Source organism: Sphingomonas daechungensis, from assembly GCF_039543105.1.
Taxonomy (GTDB): Bacteria; Pseudomonadota; Alphaproteobacteria; order Sphingomonadales; family Sphingomonadaceae; genus Sphingomicrobium; species Sphingomicrobium daechungense.
Window position 1 is genome coordinate 1563461 of the sequence record NZ_BAABJC010000001.1, and the last position, 20209, is coordinate 1583669.

The window sequence follows — 20209 nt, forward strand, 5'->3', positions numbered from 1 at the left end:
ATGCTATCCTCGCTAAACCCCGATCAACGCCGCCTCTTCGGCCAGCTCATTCGCTTCGTGATCAGCGGAGCGTTCGTCACTGCGCTCGGCGTTGGAGTGTACGCAATCGTGGCGCTGGTGCTGCGTTGGCACCCACAGCTGGGCAATTTCCTCGCGTACGTCATCGCGGTCGGCACCGGATACTTCATGCACAGCAAGTGGAGCTTCAAGGGCCACGGCTCGGAGAGGACTCACGGTACAAAGATGCGCTTCGTAGTAGTGTCGGTGATCAGTTATGCCCTCAACAGCTTCTGGGTCTGGCTGCTGTTCACGCACCTGCAGCTTGGCCGCGCAGCGCCGATTCCGCCGATGCTCTTCATTACACCTGCCGTGACCTTCACGCTCAATCGCCAATGGGTTTTCCGCTGATGGATCGCTCGGTCTACGAAGCCATGGCAGAACACGACGAGCGGCATTGGTGGTACCGGGCCCGCCGTGAAGTGGTTGCCGCGCTCATTTGCCGGAAGGTGACTCTTCCGAAGGACGCGCAACTGCTCGAGATTGGCTGCGGCACTGGCCACAACCTCGCGATGCTTGGCGAGTTTGGGAGCGTCGATGCATTGGAGGTCGATGCAATCGCGCGCGAATTGGCGGAGGAACGGCTTGGTCACAAGGTCCTGTCGTCGCCGCTGCCCGAACTGAAGGGCGTTCCTAGCGATCGCTACGACATGGTCGCTGCCTTGGACGTCGTCGAACATATCCCCGATGACAAGGCGGCCCTCGATGGAATTGCGCGGGTTCTAAAGCCCGGCGGGAAGCTGCTCGTGACCGTCCCGGCGCACCAGTGGATGTGGTCTGCGCACGATGTCGTGAACCATCATCAGCGTCGTTATTCCAAGGCTGCCTTGACCCGGCTGTTCGAGCAATCGCCACTGAAGCTGGAAGCGATCGGCTATCTCAACAGCCTGTTGTTTCCGGTCGCGATGGCGGAGCGCCTGGCGTCCAAGCTTCGCGGCAAGGACGACGCGAACCTCGCGCCTCCGGCCGAACCCATCAATCAGGCCTTGGAGCGGATTTTCGCGCTGGAGCGGCGAGTGATCGGTCGTGTGCCGCTTCCGCCCGGGCTTTCGCTCTTCGCCGTCGCTTCGGCGACGTAGCCCAGCTTCCCAGCCGCCGGCTCTCCCCCGGCAATCTCCTGCACAATGTACAGCGGCCGGCCTTTCACCTCGTTGTAAAGGCGGCCGATATATTCGCCCATCAGTGCCAAAACGAACATTTGGACCGCGCCGAGCACGACCACCACGAGCATCAGCGAGGTCCAACCCTGGATGTTCTGCCCCGAGATCCAGGCGTAGGCGATATAGCCGATCATCAGCAGCGAACCGAGCGAGAGCGCCAGGCCGGCATGGCTGGCGAGCTTCAGCGGTGCTGACGAAAAGCCCGTGAGGGCGTCGAACGCGAAGCGCACCATCTTCCCCAACGGGTATTTCGTATGGCCAGCGAAACGCTGGTCGCGGTCGTAAGGAAGCGGGACCTGCCGGAAGCCGATCCAGGCGACCATTCCGCGAATGAAGCGCGACTGCTCGGGCATCGCCAGCAAGGCCTCGAGCGCCCGGCGGCTCATCAGCCGGAAGTCGCCGGTGTCGACGGGAATCTCGATCTCTGTCGCGCGTGACAGAAGGCGATAGAACCCGTGCGCGGTGGCGCGCTTGAACGCCGTCTCGCCGGCGCGGCTGCGTCGAACACCATAGACCACGTCGGCATCCTGATCGTGCATGGTTTCGAGCATTGCCGGAAGCAGCTCGGGCGGATCCTGGAGGTCTGCGTCGATGATCAGGATCTTCTCGCCCCGGCACAGGTCGAGGCCTGCGGTCAGCGCGAGCTGATGGCCATGATTGCGCGACAGGTTGATCGCGACGACGTGATCGTCGGCCGCAGCAATCTGCCGCATGACGTCCCAGCTGCGGTCGCGCGAGCCATCGTTGATGAAGACCAGCTCATAGTCCTGCCCCGCCGCGGATTGCGCGGCCGCCGACAGCCGCCGGTGAAGCTCTGGCAGGCACGCTTCCTCGTTGAAGCAAGGGACGACGACTGAAAGGCCGGTCATTTGTCGATACGATAGAGCATCGAGCGTGAGCCTTTCCAGACCGGCGTCATCCCACTGACGAGTTTCATATCATAAGGCGCAACGTCGACGATCCAAACATAGTCGAACTTGTCGCGCGGAAGATTCTTGAGCGCGGTATCGATCTTCCAATCCCCGCGAAGCCTGTTGTTCACGATCCGCCACTTCCTCGCGATCCGGCACCTCGACGGCCGGACGATCTCCGTCGGATCAGACGAAAACGCTCCCGCATCGTATCGGATGTTCATCAGGTTGGTGCCGGCAATGTCCCACTGGTCGTTCGAAAAGCCCTGCCGGCGAACGATCACCATCGCCCCGAGGTGGCTATTTCGCGGCATCGACCACCAGTCTACGCAACCTTGGCCGACCAGGCTGGCGACCTTCGCGCCCATCGGAACGTAGTTCAGCGCCTCAAGCTTATTCCGATGGTCGTTCGCAGCCATCGCGAAGCTGGCCGTCGTCGTGGCGATCCGCGCGAGATAGAAAGCCATGCCGAGGACCGCGAGCACGTTCGCCGTGCGCTTGTGGGTATCGGAACGGAAGCGGATGGCCAACAGGACCAGTGCGAAGAGGAAAGGCGTCAACCGCATGTCGGCATAGGCGGAACCGAAGATGATCCGCGGAAGCATGATGAACACCAGGAACATCACGAGCGCGGAGAAGCCGAGGTTTCGCGAGAAGCCCAGCCGGGGATTGCGGATGCACTCGACCATCACGGCGACCAGAATCGCTGCTGAAATCAGGTCCCAGTTCTTCCAGCGATCGCGAAAGATCATCTTTAGCCACTGGAACTTTGCCTCCCAGTTGAACCAGTCGGCCGTCTGTCCGGGAGGAGCGTCGCTGCGCCAGACGAGCATGAAGACGATCGGAAGCGCCAGGCTCGAGGCATGAAGAGCCGCGCGGTAGCCGGCGCGAAACCAGTTGGCGCCGCGGTCGTGCTGACGAACGGCCTCAGCCGAGAAGCACAGCATTCCGAGCGTTCCCCACCCGAACGTGTGGGTGATGAAGATGAAAACCGAAATCGGAACGAACAGCGCGGCTCTCAGCCGGGTTTTCCCGAGGCGGCCGAGCCTCAGCCAGAGACCGAACGCGAGAAACGCGAGCGCCATCGACAGGGAGAAGTTCACGAACCCGAACAGGAACGGGTGCGAATAAGCGAGCGGCAAGGCAAAGATCGCCGTTGGCGGGATCCGGTTGTGCACTTCCCGCGCCACCCACAGGAATCCGGCCACGGTCATCGGCGGGATCGCGAGGATGATGAGCTTCACCGCCAGTTCGAGCCCGAAGATCGGAGCGAGCAACTGCACCAGCAGGTCGACGCCAAGGTTGCCGATCGCGGCCCAGTGAAATTCGTAATATTGCGAGAGCCACGGTGAATCGCCGAGGTCGAGCTGAACCCTGTATCGGCCCATGTGGCCGAGTAGATCGACCAGGGGCGGCACCGGCGGATACAGCAGCGGCACCATCGAGATCAGGATCAGCAGCGCGATGAACGGCCGCGTCTCCCACCACGGGCGCGGTCCGGGCGGCCGCGGCGGCGCGGCAGTCATCGTCATGATTGGCCCCCCGTCATCCGGCCGCCGTACCTACCTCGTGAAAATGCTTCGACACGCAAATGTCATAAAGGTCGGCCTTGCCACCGAAGGCGCGCACCATTCAAGAAGGATACAGCTTACATCTCTTAACCGGATGACACTTTCTTTTGAGGGAGGACCACTCCGATGAAGACGATATTGATTGGTGGAGCCGTGTTGCTGGCCTCGGTTGCGGCAGCCGCGCAGGTCGCGCCCACAGCGCCAGCGGCCCAACGCACGCACACCCGCGCCGATGTCCAGGCCAAGGTCGCCGAGCATTTCGCGAAAGTCGACGCGAACCATGATGGCGCCATTACCAAGAACGAAGCCGATGCGGCCTCGCAGGCTTTCCGCGCCAAGTTCGCCGCCAAAATGGACAATCGCCGCGACGACCGCCGCGAGAATGCCTTCGAGCGGCTCGATGCCAATCGCGATGGCTCCGTGAGCCGGGCCGAGTGGGATGCCGGAGCTGCGCAGCGCGAGCAGCGCATGGCGTCGCGCGACAAGGACGGCGACGGACGTCCGGACCGAGGAGGCCGCGGAATGCATGGCGGAATGGCCAACTTCGGCGGTCACATGTTCGAGATGGCCGACGCCGACAAGGACGGCCGCGTGACTTTGCAGGAAGCCCAGGCTGCAGCCCTCAGGCATTTCGACATGGCCGACGCCAACAAGGACGGCCAGATCACGCCGGATGAGCGCAAGCAGCTGCATCAGCGCATGCGCACCGAGCACCGCGGTTAATCTGCTCCAATCGATCTTGGAGGCCCGGCGTTTTCGTCGGGCCTCTTACTTTACGGGTTCGGCAGCTTCCGCCTTGCGTGCCTGACTTGGCCGCTTCTTCGCTGCGGGAGCCATCAGCGACTTGCGATAGCGGGCCTCGGCCTCTGCCATGTAATCGCGCGTAATCGGCACTGCACGGCGATCGCGGATGTATTGCACCTGGTAGTTGCAGGCCGCGCCGCTCTCGAACATCACGATCCCGCCGGCGAGATAGAATTCCCACATCCGGAAGAACTTCTCGTCGTAGAGCTTTACCACCTTGTCATGTGCGTTGGTGAACCGCCGTAGCCATTCGCGCAACGTGTAGGCGTAGTGCAGCCGAAGCATCTCGAAGTCGCTCGCGATCAGCTTCACCTTCTCGGTCGACGTCGACATCTGCGACAGGCTCGGCAGATGGTAGCCAGGAAAGATCCATTTGTCGGTGAACGGATCTGGCGTCCCGGGGCCGCCCAGCTTGCCGATCGTGTGCAGCAGCATGACCCCATCGTCGGTCAGCAGATCGCGGCACTTGGCGAAGAATTCGTCGTAGTGGGCCGCGCCGACGTGTTCGAACATGCCGATCGAGACGATCCGGTCGAAGTGGCCGTCGAGATGGCGATAATCAATCAGCTCGAAGCGGACGCGATCTGAAACGCCGGCGTCCCTGGCGCGCTGCCGGGCGACCTTCAGCTGCTCCTCGGACAGCGTAATGCCGAGGACGTCAACGTCGGCGACGCGATTGAGATAGAGTGCCGTCCCGCCCCAACCGCAGCCGATGTCTAGCACCTTCTGGCCGGGCTTCAGGTAGAGCTTCGCCGCGATGTGAGCCTTCTTGTCTTCTTGCGCCTGCTCGAGCGTGTTGTCGGGATCGGTGAAGTAGGCGCAGCTGTACTGAAGGTCGCGATCCAGGAAGAGCTCGTAGAGCTGATTGCCGACGTCATAGTGGTGCGCGACGTTCCGCCGGGATTTGGTCGGGTCGTTGCGGCGGAAGAAGCGCTTGAACGCCTTGGCTTTGCCCTTCCCCAGCCCCTTTCGCTTGCCCTGTTCCCAGGGCTTCGCGCCGACAATGAGCTCGAGCAGGTCGAGGATCGTGCCATCCTCGATCGTCAACCGGCCGTCCATGTAGTGCTCGCCAAGCTTCAGCCGCGGGTTGCGGAAGAGTTCGAAGGCAGCGCGACGGTCGTGAAGCCGAACAGTGACGTGCTTGCCGCCGCCCGGTCCGTATGTCTCTCGTCCGCCATCCGGCTGGACGAGGGTGATGCTGCCGACCGGCAGGATCTGTTCAATGAAACGTCCGATCAAGGCCATCCGCACCTCCGCAACGGAACGGACCTGCCACGTTGCGGTGGCGCGGGCAATCAGGCGGCTTCGCGAGCCTTACGCTTACGTTCGGCAGCGGTCTTCAACTGACCGCACGCCGCATCGATGTCGCGGCCGCGCGGTGTGCGCACCGGCGCCGAGATGCCGGCTTCGAAGACAATGTTGCTGAACGCCTTGATCCGCTCCGGCGTCGAGCATTCGTAAGCTGCGCCCTGCCACGGATTGAAAGGAATCAGGTTGACCTTGGCCGGCAGCCGGTACTGGCGGATCAGTCGAACGAGCTCGCGGGCATCGTCGTCGCTGTCGTTCTTGTCCTTCAGCATCACATATTCGAACGTGATCCGCCGGGCGTTGTTTGCGCCCGGGTAAGCCGCGCAGGCCTCCAGCAATTGGTCGATGCCGTACTTGCGATTGAGCGGGACAATCTCGTCGCGGACTTCCTTGGTCACCGCGTGCAGCGAGACAGCGAGGTTCACGCCGATTTCCTCGCCAGCGCGCTCCATCATCGGGACGACGCCGCTCGTCGACAGGGTGATTCGGCGCTTCGAAAGGCCGAGGCCATCGCCGTCCATTACGATCTTGAGCGCGTCGCGGACGTTCTCGAAATTATAGAGAGGCTCGCCCATGCCCATCATCACGATGTTGGTAAGCATGCGGCCTTCGGGCTGGCTCGGCCATTCGCCAAGGGCGTCGCGGGCAAGCATGACCTGGCCGACGATTTCCGACGGCTCGAGGTTGCGGACGAGCTGCATCGTACCGGTGTGGCAGAAACGGCAGTTGAGCGTGCAGCCGACCTGGCTCGACACGCACAAGGTTCCGCGGTCGGCATCCGGGATGAACACCATTTCGAAATCATGACCGTCGTGGGTCTTGAGCAGCCACTTTCGCGTTCCATCGGTCGAGACCTGGGCCTCCACCACCTCGGGCCGGGTAATCGCGAATCGCTCGGCGAACCATGGACGCTGCGCCTTCGCGATGTCGCTCATCGCCTCGAAGTCGCTGACGCCGCGATTGTAGATCCAGTGCCAGATCTGCTTGGCGCGGAGCTTGGCCTGCTTCAAATCGAGTCCCGCCTCTTCCAGGGCGGTCCGGATCCGGTCTTTCGACAGGCCGACGAGCTCCACTCTGCCGTCGGCGCGCGGGGTCGCGACCCGTGGCACGGGCACAGGGTCAACGGGGCCGGGGATCGGCATGATGGCGGTATCGGCACTCATGGAAGGCGGCCTACCTAGGGATTGCGGCCTGATTTTGCCAGCTTGGCCGTCGCGCAACGGGCGGCCGCCGCATCGATGGCAGTCGCGGCGCCTTCGAGCAGATAGCGATCGATGAACCGAGCGCCCGCCTGGTCGCGGGACTCGATCCGCATCCCGCCGGCTGAGCGAGCCGCGGCGATGATTGCCGCCTCCTGCGCCGGATCGCGGCTCCACGCCCAGCCGCTGCCGGCGGCTAGGAGGAAGGGTTGGTCGCCGACGGTGAGAATCACCGTGGAGCCGGGGCGCGGCATTCGGCTGAGTTGGGCGAAGAATTGGCCGTGACGGGGGCCGGATACGTCAAAGGCAAAGCCGGCTCGCGCCTGGACCTTGCCCTTTTCGGCAATGCGGACGGCTCGTGTCGCGGCCTCGCAGCTATTCCCGCGATCGAGTGCCGCCCACTGGCCGCCAGCAAAGATCGGCGCGAAGGCCGAGGCGGGCGCCGCCAGGATCAGGAACAAGGCTGCGAGCCAACGCATGAAATGGAGACTAGCCTCGCTCAATCCTCGAACAAGGCCGTTCCGACGCGGACCACGGTCCCGCCGAGCATCACGGCGGGCTTGAAGTCCGATGACATGCCCATGCTGAGGCCGTCGACAGCAAGATCTCGCGCCAGTTTCGCGAGCAGTGCGAAATAGGGCCCGGGCTCCACATCCTGCGGCGGAATCGCCATCAGACCAGCGAGCGGCAGCGGCGAGGAGCGGACAGCCTGAACCAGCGACCCGACCTCATCGATCGCGCAGCCGCCCTTCTGCTCCTCCTCGCCGATATTCACCTGGACGTAGACGGACGGGACGCGGCCGGCTTTCTCCGCTTCCTTGGCCAGCGCCTCCAGAAGAGAGGGACGATCAAGCGAATGGACAACGTCGAATAATTTCACCGCTTCCGCAGCCTTGTTCGATTGCAGGCGCCCGATGCAGTGCAGGCGCACATCCGAATGACGAGCCAGAAGCGAAGGCCACTTCGCCAGCGCCTCCTGGACCCGGCTCTCGCCGAAGTCGCGTTGGCCCGCCTCGATGAGGTCCTCGATGTCTTCCACGGAGCGGGTCTTGCTTACCGCGATCAGCCGGACGTCGGCTGGGTCCCGGCCGGCGAGCTTCGCGGCGGCGGCAATCTGGTCGAGGATCGTGTGGCGGCGCTCGGCAGCGTTCATCGGGCGAGGCTATAGAAAGCGGCATGACCTCCCGCCAGAGACCTTGGCCCCGAGCCTGGCTGATGACCGACGAGCGAATGGGCGAACGCCTGTGGGACGCCATCGACCGGCTGCCGATCAAGCATGCCGGTATCGTCTTCCGACATTATTCGGTCTCACCCGAGGCGAGGAGGGTGCTGGCGGGACGGATTGCCGATATTTGTCATCGGCGGAGCCTTGCGCTGGCCATTGCCGCAGACGTCGATCTGGCCCGCACGCTGGGAGCAGATCTCGTCCACAATCCATCCGGGCCGACGATCGACCTGCCCTTCTCTCGGTCGGTGCATTCGGTCGAAGAAGCAGAGGATGCCAAGGCGGACGGCGCAACGCTGGTGTTCGTCTCGCCCGTTTACCCAACTCGGTCGCATCCCGGCGGCAAGGCGCTGCATCGGCCGCAAGCGCTGCGGATCGCCAAAGCCGCCGGCGTTCCGGCAATCGCTCTTGGCGGCATGGACGAGCTCAAATCGGCGCGACTGGAGCGCGAGGGTTTTTACGGCTGGGCTGGAATCGACGCCTGGTTAGGCGGTCGCGACGCTTAGAACTTGAACGCGGTCCCGACGTAAACCGCCTGGCTGTCGCGGCGGCTGTCGCTCACGACGGCATTACGGTCGCGCTCGACATTGTAGCGGACACCGCCCGTGAGGGCGATGCGCTGGCTGATGTTGTAGGCACCGCCGACGTCGAGTGAATAATTCTCGCGGTCGCGAAGAGCAGGAACCTGGCTGTCGCGCTCCGCGCCCACGGCGACGCGACCGGTGAAGCGCTTGAGCGAATAGCTGACACCGACGACGGCGCTCTCCTTGTTGCCGAGCGACGGGTTGCGCGACTCGGTCTTGGCGACGTCGCCAGAAACCGCGAAGCTGCGCCAGCCAACAGCGACGCCGAGGTTGTAGCTGGCCGGCGTAAGCGCAGTGATCGGCGAGGCCGAACCGTCGCCGACTCGAACCGCCGAGTTCGGACGCGCCCGAATCGCCACGCGAACCTGCGACGGGCGGCTCTTGGCAGCAGCAGGAGTGAACTTGAAATCGGTGAGTGACAGGCTGCGGCTGCCGACCGACGCCGCCAGCTTCGGGTCAGCGCCTGCAGGGGTGAAGTTGGAAAGCGGGTCGAAGCTGAGCGCTACGGCCGGTGCCTTCTTCTTCGCCGGTGCCGGTGCGGCGATCGCGGGCGACAGCAGAAGACCCACCGCGGAAACCGCGGCGAGCAACTTTGCGCTCCGTGAATGACCGAGAATCGGCACCCAAATTCCTCCTGTTTCGACTCCGATATAGTCTGGCGAACCTGAAGGTTCCATGACGTTGTTTGATTCCGTCCCGCTCTGTTGCACAGGTAACACAGAATCGCGAGATTCACGCTGCTTGCCCCTGCTACGCCAGTATCTATAACGCCCCTTCGTCCGAGTTCACCTCAGAAGGATTCCCGATGCTTCGCCTGAAGACCGCCGCTGCTGCGCTTCTCGTCATCGCCGTGGCCGCGCCAGGCTGTTCGCGTAATCGCGACGTGCCGATCGAGCTTGCCCCGTCGCGCATGACGACGATCGGCGTGAATGCCTACCTCTGGCGGGCGGCGCTCGACACTTTGTCGTTCGCTCCACTCCTTCAGGCCGATTCGAGCAACGGCGTGATCATCACCGACTGGTACACCAATCCCCAGTCCCCGAATGAGCGGGTCAAAGTCACCGCGTCCATCCTCGACCAGGACCTTCGCGCTGACGCTCTGCGCGTGACCGCGTCGCGGCAGGTCAACCAGGGCGGCAACTGGGTAAACGCGCCTGTCTCTGCCTCGACCGTCCAGAAGCTCGAGGACATCATCCTGACGCGTGCCCGCGACATCCGCCGCACGACCGTCAGGGGATAAGGCCGAGCATATGACCGGCCGTTTCGATCCGGCCGTTGCGGACGTCCGCTGGCAGGCCCGGTGGGACGAGGCTCGCAGCTTCGTCGCCGACAGCGCGAGCCTCAAGCCGAAGACCTACGTCCTGGAGATGTTCCCCTATCCGTCGGGGCGCATCCACATGGGCCACGTCCGCAACTACACCATGGGTGACGTGCTCGCCCGCTTCCGCCGGATGCAGGGCCGCGAAGTGCTTCATCCGATGGGCTGGGATGCATTCGGCATGCCGGCCGAGAATGCGGCGATGGAGCGCAAGGTCCATCCCGGCGAGTGGACTCGCCAGAACATCGCGACCATGCGCGAACAGCTGAAGCGCCTGGGCTTTGCGCTCGACTGGAGCCGCGAGCTCGCCACCTGCGAACCCGATTATTACGGACATGAGCAGGCGCTGTTCCTCGACCTGTTCGAGGCCAGCCTGGTCTATCGCAAGGAGAGCGAGGTCAATTGGGACCCGGTCGACATGACCGTGCTCGCCAACGAGCAGGTGATCGACGGCAAGGGATGGCGCTCCGGCGCCCCGGTGGAACGGCGGCGCCTGTCGCAATGGTTCCTGAAGATTACCGACTTCGCGGAAGAGCTACTCGAGGGGCTCGGCGAGCTCGACAACTGGCCGGACAAGGTCAAGCTGATGCAGGAGAACTGGATCGGCAAAAGCCGAGGCCTGCAGTTCCGCTTCCGCCTGGCCGATCCGGTCAATGGCACGGACTCGGTCGAGGTCTTTACCACCCGACCGGACACGATTTTCGGCGCCAGCTTCGTCGCCATTGCGCCCACCCACCCCATCGCCGAAGCGCTTGCGGCAGGTGATCAGTCCGTCGCCGACTTCATCGCAGAATGCCGCAGGGGCGGAACCAGCGCGGCGGAGATCGAGACGGCCGAAAAGAAGGGCTTCCAGACCGTGATCGAGGCAATCCATCCGCTCGATCCCAACTGGCGCCTGCCGGTCTACATCGCGAACTTCGTGCTGATGGAATATGGCACGGGCGCCATCTTCGGCGTCCCTGGTCATGACCAGCGCGACTTCGAATTTGCGAGCAAATACGCGCTGCCGATCAAGCGCGTCGTCGCCTCGAGCCTTGAAGAGGCCGGCCAGCCAATCGTCGGCGAGGCCGAGGCGATGGACGGCGTTGCGGTGAACTCCCAGTTCCTCGACGGCCTGAGCACGGAGCAGGCCGAGGCCGAGGTCATCCGCCGCGCCGAGGCGGGAGGCTGGGGCGTTGGGACGACCGCCTATCGCCTCCGCGACTGGGGTGTGTCGCGCCAGCGTTACTGGGGCACCCCCATCCCGATCATCCATTGCGATGCGTGCGGGGCGGTCCCGGTCCCCCGCGACCAGCTCCCCGTCGTGCTGCCGGAGGATGTCAGCTTCGATCAGCCCGGCAATCCACTGGACCGGCATGAAAGCTGGAGAAACATCCCCTGCCCGTCGTGCAAGGGCCAGGCGCGTCGCGAAACCGACACGCTGGATACGTTCGTGGATTCCAGCTGGTATTTTATGCGCTTCGCCAGTGAGCCGGCAGACAAGCCGTTCGATCGCGAAGAAGTCGAGCAGTGGCTTCCGGTCGATCAATATATTGGCGGCGTCGAACACGCGATCCTGCATTTGCTCTATGCCCGCTTCTGGACACGGGCGCTCAACCACATCGGTCGCCTCGGCATGGCCGAGCCGTTCAAGGGCTTGTTCACGCAGGGCATGGTCACGCACGAGACCTATCGTGCTGGCGACGGCAGCTGGCTGAGCCCGGACGAGGTCCGGAAGACCGGAGACGACTGGATCCACATCGAGAGTGGTGTTCCGGTCACCCTCGGCCGCGTCGAGAAGATGTCCAAGTCGAAGCGCAACACCATCGATCCGGAGCCGATCATCGCCCGCTACGGCGCTGATGCGGTGCGCTGGTTCATGCTCTCCGACAGTCCCCCCGAGCGCGACCTCGAATGGTCTGAGGGCGGCATCGAAGGCGCCGCGCGTTTCGTCCAGCGCGTCTGGCGCCTGGCGACGACTGACACGGCCGGCGAGGGCGCGGATGAAGCGCTCGAGCGGAAGCTGCACAAGACCATCGCGGCGGTTACGGAAGCACTCGACGGCCTGCAGTTCAACAAGGCGGTGGCACAGCTTTATGAGCTGGTCAGCGCGATCGAGAAGGCCAAGCCGTCGGCGACCCGGTCCTCCACCATTCGCTCTCTCATTCGGCTTGTTGCTCCTGCAACTCCACATCTGGCCGAAGAGGCGTGGGCCGCGTTGGGTGAAGCCGGCATGGTGGTCGATGCGCCGTGGCCCGAGTTCGATCCGGGGCTGCTGGTCGAGGATCAAGTCACATTGGCGATCCAGGTCAACGGCAAGCTCCGCGACACGCTGGATGCTCCGCGTGGCCTGGACCGGGAGGCCGCAGAAGCGCTGGCGCTCGCCTCCGAGAAGGTGCAGCGTCTGCTCGAAGGAAATGCGCCGCGGAAAGTGATCGTTGTGCCCGATCGACTGGTGAACATCGTCGCATGAAGCATGCGCTTCTCGCTGCTGCCGCGCTTGGCCTTAGCGGATGTCAGCTGCAGCCCGTCTACGCCGGGGGTGCGAACGGGCCGGTTGCTTCGACGCTGTCGACGATTTCGGTCAGCACGATGGAAGGCCAGGTCGGCTGGCTCATGTACACCAAGCTCAAGGATCGTCTCGCGGCGTCAGGGTCGAACCAGACGAGATACCGGCTCGACGTGAAGCTGGACGACGATATTACCGGCTTCGGCATTCGTGGCGATCGCGCGGTGACCCGGGAGCGGCGGACGTTGAGGGCGCGTTTTCAGCTAGTCGACGTCTCGACTGGCGCCGTTGTGCTCGATGCGACTGCGGGTTCGGATGCCGGCATCGACGTCGTCAGCTCCGAGTATGCGACGGTTGCGGCTGAGCAGACCGCCGCCGAGCGGCTCGCGGACGTGGTTTCCGATCAGATCGTAGCCCGCCTGGCGCAATTCGCCGCGAGCAACCCAACCGCCAAGTGAAAGCCGCGAAGGGCAGCATCGGCCGATCGGTCGACCAACCGAACCCCTCCATCCGCTTCTACCTCTTCCATGGGACGGATGAATCGCAATCCTCTGCGCTTGGAGAGCGTCTGGTCGTCGCGCTGAAGGCCAGCAAGCAGGCCATTGCGCCCGCCAGCTTGAGGTCGGATCCGGCCTTGTTGACCGACGAAGCGGGCGCGATCGACATGTTCGGCGGCTCGAAGGTGATCTGGCTACAACCGGCCGGCGAGGAAAGCCTGGCCGCGGTAGAGGCCCTTTTGAACGCGCCCGCGCTGGAGAGCCCGGTTGTGGCGATCGCGGGCCGGCTGACCAAGACGTCCGGCTTGCTGAAGCTCGCCGATTCCCATCCGCGCGCCCTTTCGCACGTCTCCTACGAACTGGACGCGCGGGATGCGGAGCGCCTGGTGACCGAACTCGGGCGTACCGAAGGTCTTCGCATGCAGCCAATCATTGCCGCGCGAATCGCCGAGGGCTGCAGCAACGACCGTCGGATGATCGCACAGGAGCTGGCGAAGCTCGCTTTGTATCTCGATGCTTCCCCGAACGCGCCGAAGGAGCTGGAGTCTGAGGCGCTGGACGCCGTAGGGGCGGCGATCGGCGGCGATTTCCTGGACATCGCCGACCTGGCGTTGTCGGGAGACGTCCGGAGCCTAGGCGAGACACTGGCGGACATGGATGAAGGCGGGCGGGACGCCATTCCCGTGATCCGTTCGCTTCAGCGGCGGCTGTTGATGCTTGCGCCGATCCGCGCGCGAGTCGACGCTGGGGAAAGCGTCGCTGCTGTCATGACGTCAATGGGCAAGGCTCTGTTCTGGAAGGATAAGCCACTTGTCGAACGCATGCTCGGCATGTGGGACTCCTCTGGCCTGGCCCGGGTCGCGGAGCGCGCTGGGGACTTGGAGCGAAGGCTGATGCGTGGCGATGCTCCGTCGCCGGCCGAAGCGCTGGGCGAAGAACTTGTCGCCATCGCCCGGCAGGCGCGGCGACGCTGATCCCTAAATCGGTTCGCCGGTGAGCCGCTGACAAATCATGTCGAGCTGGTCGAGGCTGCTGTAACTCAAAGTCACGACGCCCTTTTGGCCGTTGTGGGCGATCTGGACCTTCAGGCCAAGCGTATCTCCAAGCTGCCGTTCGAGCGCGACCACATCCGCGTCGACGTTCTTGTAGTTCCGCGCACTGCCCCTGGCGATGTCGTGCCCTGCGCCTGGCCGTTCGACCCGTGCCCGTTGCTCCGCCTGCCGAACCGAAAGCCCCTTGGCGATCACCTCCTTGGTCAGCGCCTCGGGATCGGGGGCCGTCGCAACTGCCCGGGCATGACCCATAGTGATATCGCCTCGCAAAAGCGATTGGCGGACAAACTCTGGAAGGTCGAGCAATCTCAATAAGTTAGCGACATGGCTCCGGGACTTGTGAACGAGCTTCGCGATATTGTCCTGGGTATGACCATGGCGATCGATGAGCTGCCGGTATCCCTCGGCTTCTTCGATCGCGTTCAAATCCTCGCGTTGAACATTCTCGATCAAGGCGATTTCGGCGGTGTTCGAATCGTCGATCTCGCGAACGATGGCGGGGATCGTGTGCAGTCGCGCCTTTTGGGCCGCTCGCCATCGCCTTTCACCAGCCACGATCTCGAAGCCGTCGCCATGTGGACGAAGCAGGATCGGCTGGAGAACGCCGCGCTCCATGATCGAGTCGGCCAACTCGTCGATCGCCTCCTCGTTGAACTGTACGCGCGGCTGATCCGGGTTCGGCCGAATCCGACCGATCTCGATCTCGCGAACTCCGCCGGGGCGATTCGGCGCGACGTCGGACTTGCTTGAAGGGGAGGCGGCTTGTTCGCCCAGCAGCGCAGAAAGGCCGCGACCAAGGCCGGAGCCTGGGCGATTCGTACTCATGCTGCCTCCGCCTGGCGCGGCAGGCGTCCCATCAGCTCACGGGCGAGGTGAACGTACGCTTCAGACCCCGAGCATTTCAGATCGTAGATCAGGGCCGGCAGGCCGTGGCTGGGCGCCTCGGACAATCTCACGTTGCGCGGCACGACCGTATCGAACACCGCGCGGCCGAGACAGGCTCGGACGTCATCCGCAACCTGTTGGGACAATTTGTTGCGGCGATCGAACATCGTCAGCGCAATACCAAGGATCTGGAGCTCAGGGTTGAAAGCGAGACGAATGCGCTCAACGGTCTGGAGAAGCTGGCTTAACCCCTCGAGAGCGAAGAACTCGCACTGCAGAGGTACCAGAAGATGGCGGGCTGCAACCAGGCCGTTGACCGTCAGGAGACCAAGCGAGGGCGGGCAGTCCATCAGGCAGATGTCCCAGCGACCGGCCGGGACAGCGTCCAGCGCCCGTTCCATCCGGCGAGCGCGATCCTCCAGGGAAACGAGTTCCACTTCGGCCCCGGAGAGATCCATCGTCGCGGGTAGCAGCTCTAGCCGTGGAACACGCGTCTGGACTGCCGCCTCAGCGACTCCAGCCTTGCCGATCAAGACGTCGTAGCTCGACAGCTCGCGGCTCGCCTGGTTGACGCCGAGCCCGGTAGAAGCATTGCCCTGCGGATCAAGGTCGATCAGGAGGACCTTCCAGCCGATCGCGGCCAGTGCTGTCGCAAGATTGATGGCGGTGGTGGTCTTGCCGACCCCACCCTTCTGGTTCGCAACGGCGACCCTGATCATGGACTCTACTTGGCCCCCACCCTTGTCAGCACCAGGATCTCGGATTCGGGATCGGTGCAGCTCCGTTCGACCCGAACGTCACAGTGCCAGTTTCGCTTGGCCAGCGCCAGTTCCGATTGCGCGCTTCTGCCTTTCGGGAGAACCCACACCGTCTCTTTGTGGGAGAGGTGCTCGGCGATAGCAATCAGTCGATCCAAAGCTGCGACGGCGCGAGCGGTAATCACGTCGAACTTGCCCTGCGCGCGCTCGACCTTCGAGCATTTCACCGTGACCTTTTCTCCTAGGGAGAGGCGGTCGATACATTGCGCAAGGAATTCTGCACGCAGGCGTCGGGGCTCGATAAGGGTAACCGGCCCGCTCGCCAGAAGGGCGATCACGATGCCCGGGAGTCCCGCACCGGAGCCTATGTCCGCCCAGGCGGCTCCCGAAAATGGTTCGAAACGTAAGAGCTGAGCGGAATCGAGGATGTGGCGATCCCAGACCGCTTCGAGCGTCGAGGGGGCGATCAAGTTCTGCCGTCTAGCTTCTTCTTTGAGCAGTTCGATATACGCTTCCAATTGCTCCAGTGTTTCACGTGGAACATCTTTGCCGGAGGCGGCTCTTAGTTGCTCAATCATGCTGCTCGGCGGCTTGCAGCAACATAAAGAGCGGACAACGCAGCCGGCGTGACGCCACGAACGCGAGACGCTTGGTCCAGCGTTTCTGGACGAGCAGCGCTTAGTCGTTCGCTCATTTCATTCGAAATGCCAGGTATCGCCCGAAAATCGAGGTTGGCCGGGATTTGCACGGTGCGATCGCCAAGTACAGCAGTCCATTCCCGCTCCTGGCGCTCCAAGTATGGAGCATAAAGGGCATCCGCGGCGCCTTCGGGGGTCATGTTCCACGTGGAACAGCCGCGAGCCTCGAAATGCTCACGAATCTGCGCTCTACGCGAGTCACCCACGCAGTGTGCTGCCAAAGCCTGTTGCCCGAGCCTCGAGGTTGAATTGTCGGCGCGAAGGGCAAGTCGGTATTCGGCCCGTGCGGTCATCATACGATACGGTTCGCTGACGCCCTGAAGCGTCAAGTCGTCGATCATCACACCGATGTAGCTCGTCCGCCGGTCGAATCGCACGGAGTCGAGATCGAGCGCCTTCGCCGCCGCATTGAGCCCCGCGGCCAGCCCCTGAGCGGCCGCCTCCTCATATCCGGTCGTGCCATTGATCTGGCCGGCGAGGAACAGGCCCGCAATTTCTCGGGTTTCCAGGGTGGATGAAAGCGTACGCGGATCGACGAACTCGTACTCCACCGCGTACCCACAGCGAACAATTTCGACCCGCTCCAGCCCGGAGATACTGCGCATGAACGCGAGCTGCACCTCTTCAGGCAAGGACGTGGACACACCATTAGGATAGACCAGAGCGTTGGTAAGGCTCTCAGGTTCCAGGAAAATCTGATGCCCATCACGATCGGCGAAGCGGCGGACCTTATCCTCGATCGACGGGCAGTAACGTGGACCCCTCCCCTCGATCGAACCCGAAAATAGCGGCGAACGGTCGAAACTCGAGCGAATGATGTCGTGCGTCGTCTCATTGGTTCGCGCAATCGCGCAAGCTAGCTGCGGCGGTCGGAAGCCGTCGTCGATCGCCGACATCGTCCAGGGATCGTCGTCACTGGGCTGCGGCTGAAGCCGGGCCCAGTCGATCGTGCGTCCATCGAGACGAGGTGGCGTGCCTGTCTTGAGCCGGCCCTGCGCGAGGCCGATCTCTCGAATCTGTGCGCCGAGAGCGACGGCTGAGCTTTCGTCGCGCCGCCCCCCGGACCGAATCCGGTCACCGACGAAGATGCGCGCATCGAGGAACGTGCCGGTCGCAATGACGAGAGCGCGGCATTCGATGAGCCCCGATTCGGTCTTGAGGCCGACGATGCGACCACCGACGACCACTAAAGCAATCGCTTCGGTCACGATCAGCTCGACGCCCGACGCACCCACGAGCTCGCACATGGCCGCTCGATACAGGGAGCGATCCGCCTGAACGCGCGGACCCTGGACAGCGGGGCCCTTGCTGCGATTGAGCATCCGGCGGTGGATAGCCGCTCGATCCGCTGCTCGAGCCATGAGACCGTCAAAGACGTCCAGTTCGCGGACCAGATGCCCCTTTCCGACACCACCGATGGACGGGTTACATGACATCTGACCGACGTCCTCGTCGCGGAACGTGACCAAGCCCACACGTGCGCCCCGCCGAGCCGCGGCCGCCGCGGCTTCGCATCCAGCATGGCCGGCTCCGATGACGAGTACGTCGAACATGCTGATGCGCTTAGCGAATTTGCCGAAGATCGAAAATCGTCTCAGACGACTGTTTCACGTGAAACATTACTTTCCGAGGCAAAACCGTCCGAACAGAGCGTCCAGTACGTCCTCTACCCCCGCTCGCCCAGTGAGCCGGTCAAAAGCCGATCGCGCGAGGCGGAGATCCTCAGCGGCGAGTTCGAGATCTTCCACGGCAACAACGCGTTGCAGAGCCTCTCTCGCTTCGATCACGTGCGAGGCGTGTCGCCTATTGAAAGCAACTTCGCCTTCACCCGGCAGAACTTCCGTAGCGAGGCGAGAAGCTTCGCTGAGCAACTCTCTCAGCCCCGCCCCCGTCACAGACGAAACCGCTAGCGAATCCCCCGGGACATCGAACCGCTCTGCTAAGTCAGAACGCGAATGAACCAGAATCCGGCGGTCGTGCACAGGCGCATCCTCTGGGTCCCCAAGCCAAAGAAGCACGTCCGCGCTCTGGGCCAGGTTTCGCGCGCGCTCGATCCCAATCCGTTCAACCCTCTCTTCGCTCTCTCGAAGTCCTGCCGTGTCCGTCAGAAGTACTGGCACTCCGCGGATCGAAAGCGGGACTTCGATATGATCGCGCGTTGTCCCCGGGACATCGGTAACGATTGCCTTTTCCTGTCCAGCTATCGCATTGATTAGGCTTGATTTTCCAGAGTTTGGCGGGCCGGCTACGACGATCCGAACACCGTCCTTCAAAGGCTCGACCCGCGGGCGATCCAGCCACGCTCCAAGCTCAGCCGCCAAAACGCCGCAGTCATCGGACAAGCTCGGATCCGACCCAACGTCGTCCTCGTCAGCATAATCGATTGCCGCTTCCGCCCGGGCCGACAATCCGAGGAGCCGCGCTTGCCAGTCTTCGACGATACGCTTGAGCCTACCCTCCGCGAGTGCAAGCGCAGCCTTGCGCTGGGTCTCCGTCTCCGCCTCCAGCAAGTCGGCCAGCCCTTCGGCTTCGGTGAGATCGATGCGGCCACTTTCGAAAGCGCGGCGCGTGAACTCGCCGGGAAGCGCGTCCCGCAAGCCATCCAGGCCTCTCAAGGCCAAGAGAACCGCGTCGACGATGGCCCGGCCTCCATGGCAGTGCAGTTCGACGACATCCTCACCGGTAGAGCTATGCGGCCCGTCGAATCGCAGCACTAAGGCCTCGTCCAGCAGTTCGCCCATGTCATCGCGGAGGATCCGCACGGCGGCGTGCCGTGGCTCCGGCAAGGTCCGAGCTAGTCTTACGCCGGCCTCGTGCGCCCTCGGGCCGCTAATTCGGATGACGCTGACGGCCGCGGGCGGACGGCCGCTGGATAGCGCAAAGATCGTTTCGGAATTCACGTGCGCCGCTTAGCGCACCGGGAGCGCTCAGGCGAACAGCTGGCCGAGGCCGACCTCCGGATGGACCCAACCATCGTAGATCATCTTCACCGCGACATAGACGATGACGAGCAAGCCGACGTAGCCGATCCAGCGGTACCGCTCGATGTAGCGAGCGATCACGTTGGCCGCGACACCCATCAGGAGCACTGCGAACACAAGGCCGACGATCAGAATGCCCGGATGGTCGCGCGCGGCTCCAGCCACAGCGAGCACATTGTCGAGGCTCATCGAGACGTCCGCTATGGCCACCGCCCAGACGGCGCCGGAGAAGCTCTTTGCGGGCTTCAGCCCCGAGTGTTCGTCACCCAGGATCTCTTCAGACCCGGCCGATTCCCCGTTGTGACGCAGTTCCCGCCACATCTTCCAGGCCACCCACAGCAGAAGAAGTCCGCCAACGAAGATAAGTCCAATAATCTGAAGAAGTTGGGTGACTATCAAGGCGAAGATGATGCGGAGCACGAGGGCGGCGAGGACGCCGATGAGGATGACCTTGCGGCGCTGTTCCGGGTTCAGGCCGGCGGCAAGCGCGCCAACAACAATCGCATTGTCGCCCGCCAGAACGAGGTCGATCATCAGAACCTGAAGGAAGGCGGCGAACGCTGCCGGCTCGGTGATATTCGAGAAATCGTGGACGATGGCGGCCCAGATGTTGGCCGGTGCACCGTAATGCGCGGCGACCGATCCCAGGGTCGTCATGAGAATCTCGAGCAACTTTCAATCCTCTTTGCGAAACGTGCAGTCCAAGCGCCTCG

At 63.3% G+C, this 20209-nt stretch carries 21 protein-coding genes; 8 read left to right on the forward strand and 13 right to left on the reverse strand.

The genetic code is table 11. From position 1 onward, the window contains the following. Together ABD928_RS08155 and ABD928_RS08160 are read left to right on the forward strand one after the other, a co-directional pair. Entirely contained in the window at window positions 1-408 is a 408-nt protein-coding gene (locus tag ABD928_RS08155; protein ID WP_187715567.1) for a GtrA family protein, read from the forward strand. After that, window positions 393-1136, forward strand: a complete 744-nt coding sequence (locus ABD928_RS08160) for a class I SAM-dependent methyltransferase (protein WP_317617603.1) — start codon at window positions 393-395, stop codon at window positions 1134-1136. The genes ABD928_RS08155 and ABD928_RS08160 overlap by 16 nt, the downstream gene beginning before the upstream one ends. On the opposite strand, the gene ABD928_RS08165 is transcribed toward ABD928_RS08160, so the two are convergent. After that, on the reverse strand, window positions 1037-2086 hold the full coding sequence (locus ABD928_RS08165; RefSeq protein ID WP_345167795.1) for a glycosyltransferase family 2 protein: 1050 nt from the start codon (window positions 2084-2086) through the stop codon (window positions 1037-1039). The two genes, ABD928_RS08160 and ABD928_RS08165, sit on opposite strands and share 100 nt — an antisense overlap. Beyond that, window positions 2083-3660 (reverse strand): hypothetical protein, encoded by a 1578-nt coding sequence (locus tag ABD928_RS08170; RefSeq protein ID WP_345167798.1) that lies wholly within the window; start codon window positions 3658-3660, stop codon window positions 2083-2085. The genes ABD928_RS08165 and ABD928_RS08170 overlap by 4 nt, the downstream gene beginning before the upstream one ends. Window positions 3661-3825: 165 nt before the next feature. Between ABD928_RS08170 and ABD928_RS08175 the strand changes: the two genes are divergently transcribed. Continuing rightward, a complete protein-coding gene (locus ABD928_RS08175; protein WP_187715564.1) occupies window positions 3826-4422 on the forward strand; it encodes an EF-hand domain-containing protein in 597 nt (198 codons plus the stop codon). Window positions 4423-4467: 45 nt separating this feature from the next. Here ABD928_RS08175 and ABD928_RS08180 read toward each other — a convergent pair whose 3' ends face one another. Genes ABD928_RS08180 through ABD928_RS08195 form a run of 4 tightly spaced genes read right to left on the reverse strand, consistent with a single transcriptional unit; the run spans window position 4468 to window position 8163 of the window. Next, window positions 4468-5748, reverse strand: coding sequence for an SAM-dependent methyltransferase (locus tag ABD928_RS08180; protein WP_187715563.1), 1281 nt, complete (start codon window positions 5746-5748; stop codon window positions 4468-4470). A 50-nt stretch (window positions 5749-5798) separates the two neighbouring features. After that, entirely contained in the window at window positions 5799-6974 is a 1176-nt protein-coding gene (rlmN, locus tag ABD928_RS08185; RefSeq protein ID WP_223276568.1) for a dual-specificity RNA methyltransferase RlmN, read from the reverse strand. A gap of 14 nt (window positions 6975-6988) precedes the next feature. Beyond that, window positions 6989-7489: a hypothetical protein gene (locus ABD928_RS08190; RefSeq protein ID WP_187715562.1), complete on the reverse strand. Its 501-nt coding sequence runs from the start codon at window positions 7487-7489 to the stop codon at window positions 6989-6991. Window positions 7490-7509: 20 nt separating this feature from the next. Then, window positions 7510-8163: a YggS family pyridoxal phosphate-dependent enzyme gene (locus ABD928_RS08195; RefSeq protein ID WP_187715561.1), complete on the reverse strand. Its 654-nt coding sequence runs from the start codon at window positions 8161-8163 to the stop codon at window positions 7510-7512. A 62-nt stretch (window positions 8164-8225) separates the two neighbouring features. Between ABD928_RS08195 and ABD928_RS08200 the strand changes: the two genes are divergently transcribed. Further along, window positions 8226-8741 (forward strand): thiamine phosphate synthase, encoded by a 516-nt coding sequence (locus ABD928_RS08200; protein ID WP_345167806.1) that lies wholly within the window; start codon window positions 8226-8228, stop codon window positions 8739-8741. On the opposite strand, the gene ABD928_RS08205 is transcribed toward ABD928_RS08200, so the two are convergent. Beyond that, the gene (locus ABD928_RS08205) at window positions 8738-9442 is read right to left on the reverse strand and encodes a porin (protein WP_223276566.1); all 705 of its coding nucleotides are present in this window, start codon (window positions 9440-9442) and stop codon (window positions 8738-8740) included. The two genes, ABD928_RS08200 and ABD928_RS08205, sit on opposite strands and share 4 nt — an antisense overlap. A 182-nt stretch (window positions 9443-9624) precedes the next feature. Between ABD928_RS08205 and ABD928_RS08210 the strand changes: the two genes are divergently transcribed. From ABD928_RS08210 to ABD928_RS08225, 4 genes are read left to right on the forward strand one after another with little or no spacing between them, the layout of a single operon-like run. Further along, complete coding sequence (locus ABD928_RS08210) at window positions 9625-10059, forward strand: DUF3576 domain-containing protein (RefSeq protein WP_345167810.1); 435 nt, start codon at window positions 9625-9627, stop codon at window positions 10057-10059. A gap of 10 nt (window positions 10060-10069) precedes the next feature. After that, window positions 10070-12589: a leucine--tRNA ligase gene (leuS, locus tag ABD928_RS08215; protein WP_345167813.1), complete on the forward strand. Its 2520-nt coding sequence runs from the start codon at window positions 10070-10072 to the stop codon at window positions 12587-12589. After that, a complete protein-coding gene (gene lptE, locus ABD928_RS08220) occupies window positions 12586-13083 on the forward strand; it encodes an LPS assembly lipoprotein LptE (protein ID WP_187715558.1) in 498 nt (165 codons plus the stop codon). The genes leuS and lptE overlap by 4 nt, the downstream gene beginning before the upstream one ends. Then, a complete protein-coding gene (locus ABD928_RS08225; protein ID WP_345167817.1) occupies window positions 13080-14096 on the forward strand; it encodes a DNA polymerase III subunit delta in 1017 nt (338 codons plus the stop codon). Before lptE ends, ABD928_RS08225 begins: the two co-directional genes overlap by 4 nt. 3 nt (window positions 14097-14099) lie before the next feature. Here ABD928_RS08225 and ABD928_RS08230 read toward each other — a convergent pair whose 3' ends face one another. From ABD928_RS08230 to ABD928_RS08255, 6 genes are all read right to left on the reverse strand, one after another. Continuing rightward, window positions 14100-14999: a ParB/RepB/Spo0J family partition protein gene (locus ABD928_RS08230; RefSeq protein WP_187715555.1), complete on the reverse strand. Its 900-nt coding sequence runs from the start codon at window positions 14997-14999 to the stop codon at window positions 14100-14102. After that, complete coding sequence (locus ABD928_RS08235) at window positions 14996-15778, reverse strand: ParA family protein (RefSeq protein ID WP_187715554.1); 783 nt, start codon at window positions 15776-15778, stop codon at window positions 14996-14998. Before ABD928_RS08235 ends, ABD928_RS08230 begins: the two co-directional genes overlap by 4 nt. A gap of 5 nt (window positions 15779-15783) precedes the next feature. Beyond that, the gene (gene rsmG / locus ABD928_RS08240) at window positions 15784-16395 is read right to left on the reverse strand and encodes a 16S rRNA (guanine(527)-N(7))-methyltransferase RsmG (protein ID WP_187715553.1); all 612 of its coding nucleotides are present in this window, start codon (window positions 16393-16395) and stop codon (window positions 15784-15786) included. Continuing rightward, the gene (gene mnmG / locus ABD928_RS08245; protein WP_345167823.1) at window positions 16392-18068 is read right to left on the reverse strand and encodes a tRNA uridine-5-carboxymethylaminomethyl(34) synthesis enzyme MnmG; all 1677 of its coding nucleotides are present in this window, start codon (window positions 18066-18068) and stop codon (window positions 16392-16394) included. Before mnmG ends, rsmG begins: the two co-directional genes overlap by 4 nt. A gap of 66 nt (window positions 18069-18134) precedes the next feature. Then, window positions 18135-19415 carry a tRNA uridine-5-carboxymethylaminomethyl(34) synthesis GTPase MnmE gene (gene mnmE / locus ABD928_RS08250; RefSeq protein ID WP_345167826.1) on the reverse strand — a complete coding sequence of 427 codons (1281 nt, stop codon included), beginning with the start codon at window positions 19413-19415 and terminating at the stop codon, window positions 18135-18137. A gap of 27 nt (window positions 19416-19442) precedes the next feature. Next, a complete protein-coding gene (locus tag ABD928_RS08255) occupies window positions 19443-20153 on the reverse strand; it encodes a TerC family protein (protein ID WP_345170171.1) in 711 nt (236 codons plus the stop codon). Window positions 20154-20209 lie beyond the last annotated feature (56 nt).

What these genes read in the sequence shown, in the direction of transcription:
- ABD928_RS08180 (WP_187715563.1), bottom strand. Translation starts at nt 5,748, where the DNA reads ATGGCCTTGATCGGACGTTTCATTGAACAGATCCTGCCGGTCGGCAGC.
- ABD928_RS08235 (WP_187715554.1), bottom strand. Translation starts at nt 15,778, where the DNA reads ATGATCAGGGTCGCCGTTGCGAACCAGAAGGGTGGGGTCGGCAAGACC.
- ABD928_RS08200 (WP_345167806.1), top strand. Translation starts at nt 8,226, where the DNA reads ATGACCGACGAGCGAATGGGCGAACGCCTGTGGGACGCCATCGACCGG.
- ABD928_RS08160 (WP_317617603.1), top strand. Translation starts at nt 393, where the DNA reads ATGGGTTTTCCGCTGATGGATCGCTCGGTCTACGAAGCCATGGCAGAA.
- ABD928_RS08255 (WP_345170171.1), bottom strand. Translation starts at nt 20,153, where the DNA reads ATGACGACCCTGGGATCGGTCGCCGCGCATTACGGTGCACCGGCCAAC.
- ABD928_RS08190 (WP_187715562.1), bottom strand. Translation starts at nt 7,489, where the DNA reads ATGCGTTGGCTCGCAGCCTTGTTCCTGATCCTGGCGGCGCCCGCCTCG.
- lptE (WP_187715558.1), top strand. Translation starts at nt 12,586, where the DNA reads ATGAAGCATGCGCTTCTCGCTGCTGCCGCGCTTGGCCTTAGCGGATGT.
- ABD928_RS08175 (WP_187715564.1), top strand. Translation starts at nt 3,826, where the DNA reads ATGAAGACGATATTGATTGGTGGAGCCGTGTTGCTGGCCTCGGTTGCG.
- ABD928_RS08210 (WP_345167810.1), top strand. Translation starts at nt 9,625, where the DNA reads ATGCTTCGCCTGAAGACCGCCGCTGCTGCGCTTCTCGTCATCGCCGTG.
- ABD928_RS08170 (WP_345167798.1), bottom strand. Translation starts at nt 3,660, where the DNA reads ATGACGATGACTGCCGCGCCGCCGCGGCCGCCCGGACCGCGCCCGTGG.
- leuS (WP_345167813.1), top strand. Translation starts at nt 10,070, where the DNA reads ATGACCGGCCGTTTCGATCCGGCCGTTGCGGACGTCCGCTGGCAGGCC.
- ABD928_RS08230 (WP_187715555.1), bottom strand. Translation starts at nt 14,999, where the DNA reads ATGAGTACGAATCGCCCAGGCTCCGGCCTTGGTCGCGGCCTTTCTGCG.
- ABD928_RS08165 (WP_345167795.1), bottom strand. Translation starts at nt 2,086, where the DNA reads ATGACCGGCCTTTCAGTCGTCGTCCCTTGCTTCAACGAGGAAGCGTGC.
- rsmG (WP_187715553.1), bottom strand. Translation starts at nt 16,395, where the DNA reads ATGATTGAGCAACTAAGAGCCGCCTCCGGCAAAGATGTTCCACGTGAA.
- ABD928_RS08155 (WP_187715567.1), top strand. Translation starts at nt 1, where the DNA reads ATGCTATCCTCGCTAAACCCCGATCAACGCCGCCTCTTCGGCCAGCTC.
- rlmN (WP_223276568.1), bottom strand. Translation starts at nt 6,974, where the DNA reads ATGAGTGCCGATACCGCCATCATGCCGATCCCCGGCCCCGTTGACCCT.
- mnmG (WP_345167823.1), bottom strand. Translation starts at nt 18,068, where the DNA reads ATGTTCGACGTACTCGTCATCGGAGCCGGCCATGCTGGATGCGAAGCC.
- ABD928_RS08195 (WP_187715561.1), bottom strand. Translation starts at nt 8,163, where the DNA reads ATGAACGCTGCCGAGCGCCGCCACACGATCCTCGACCAGATTGCCGCC.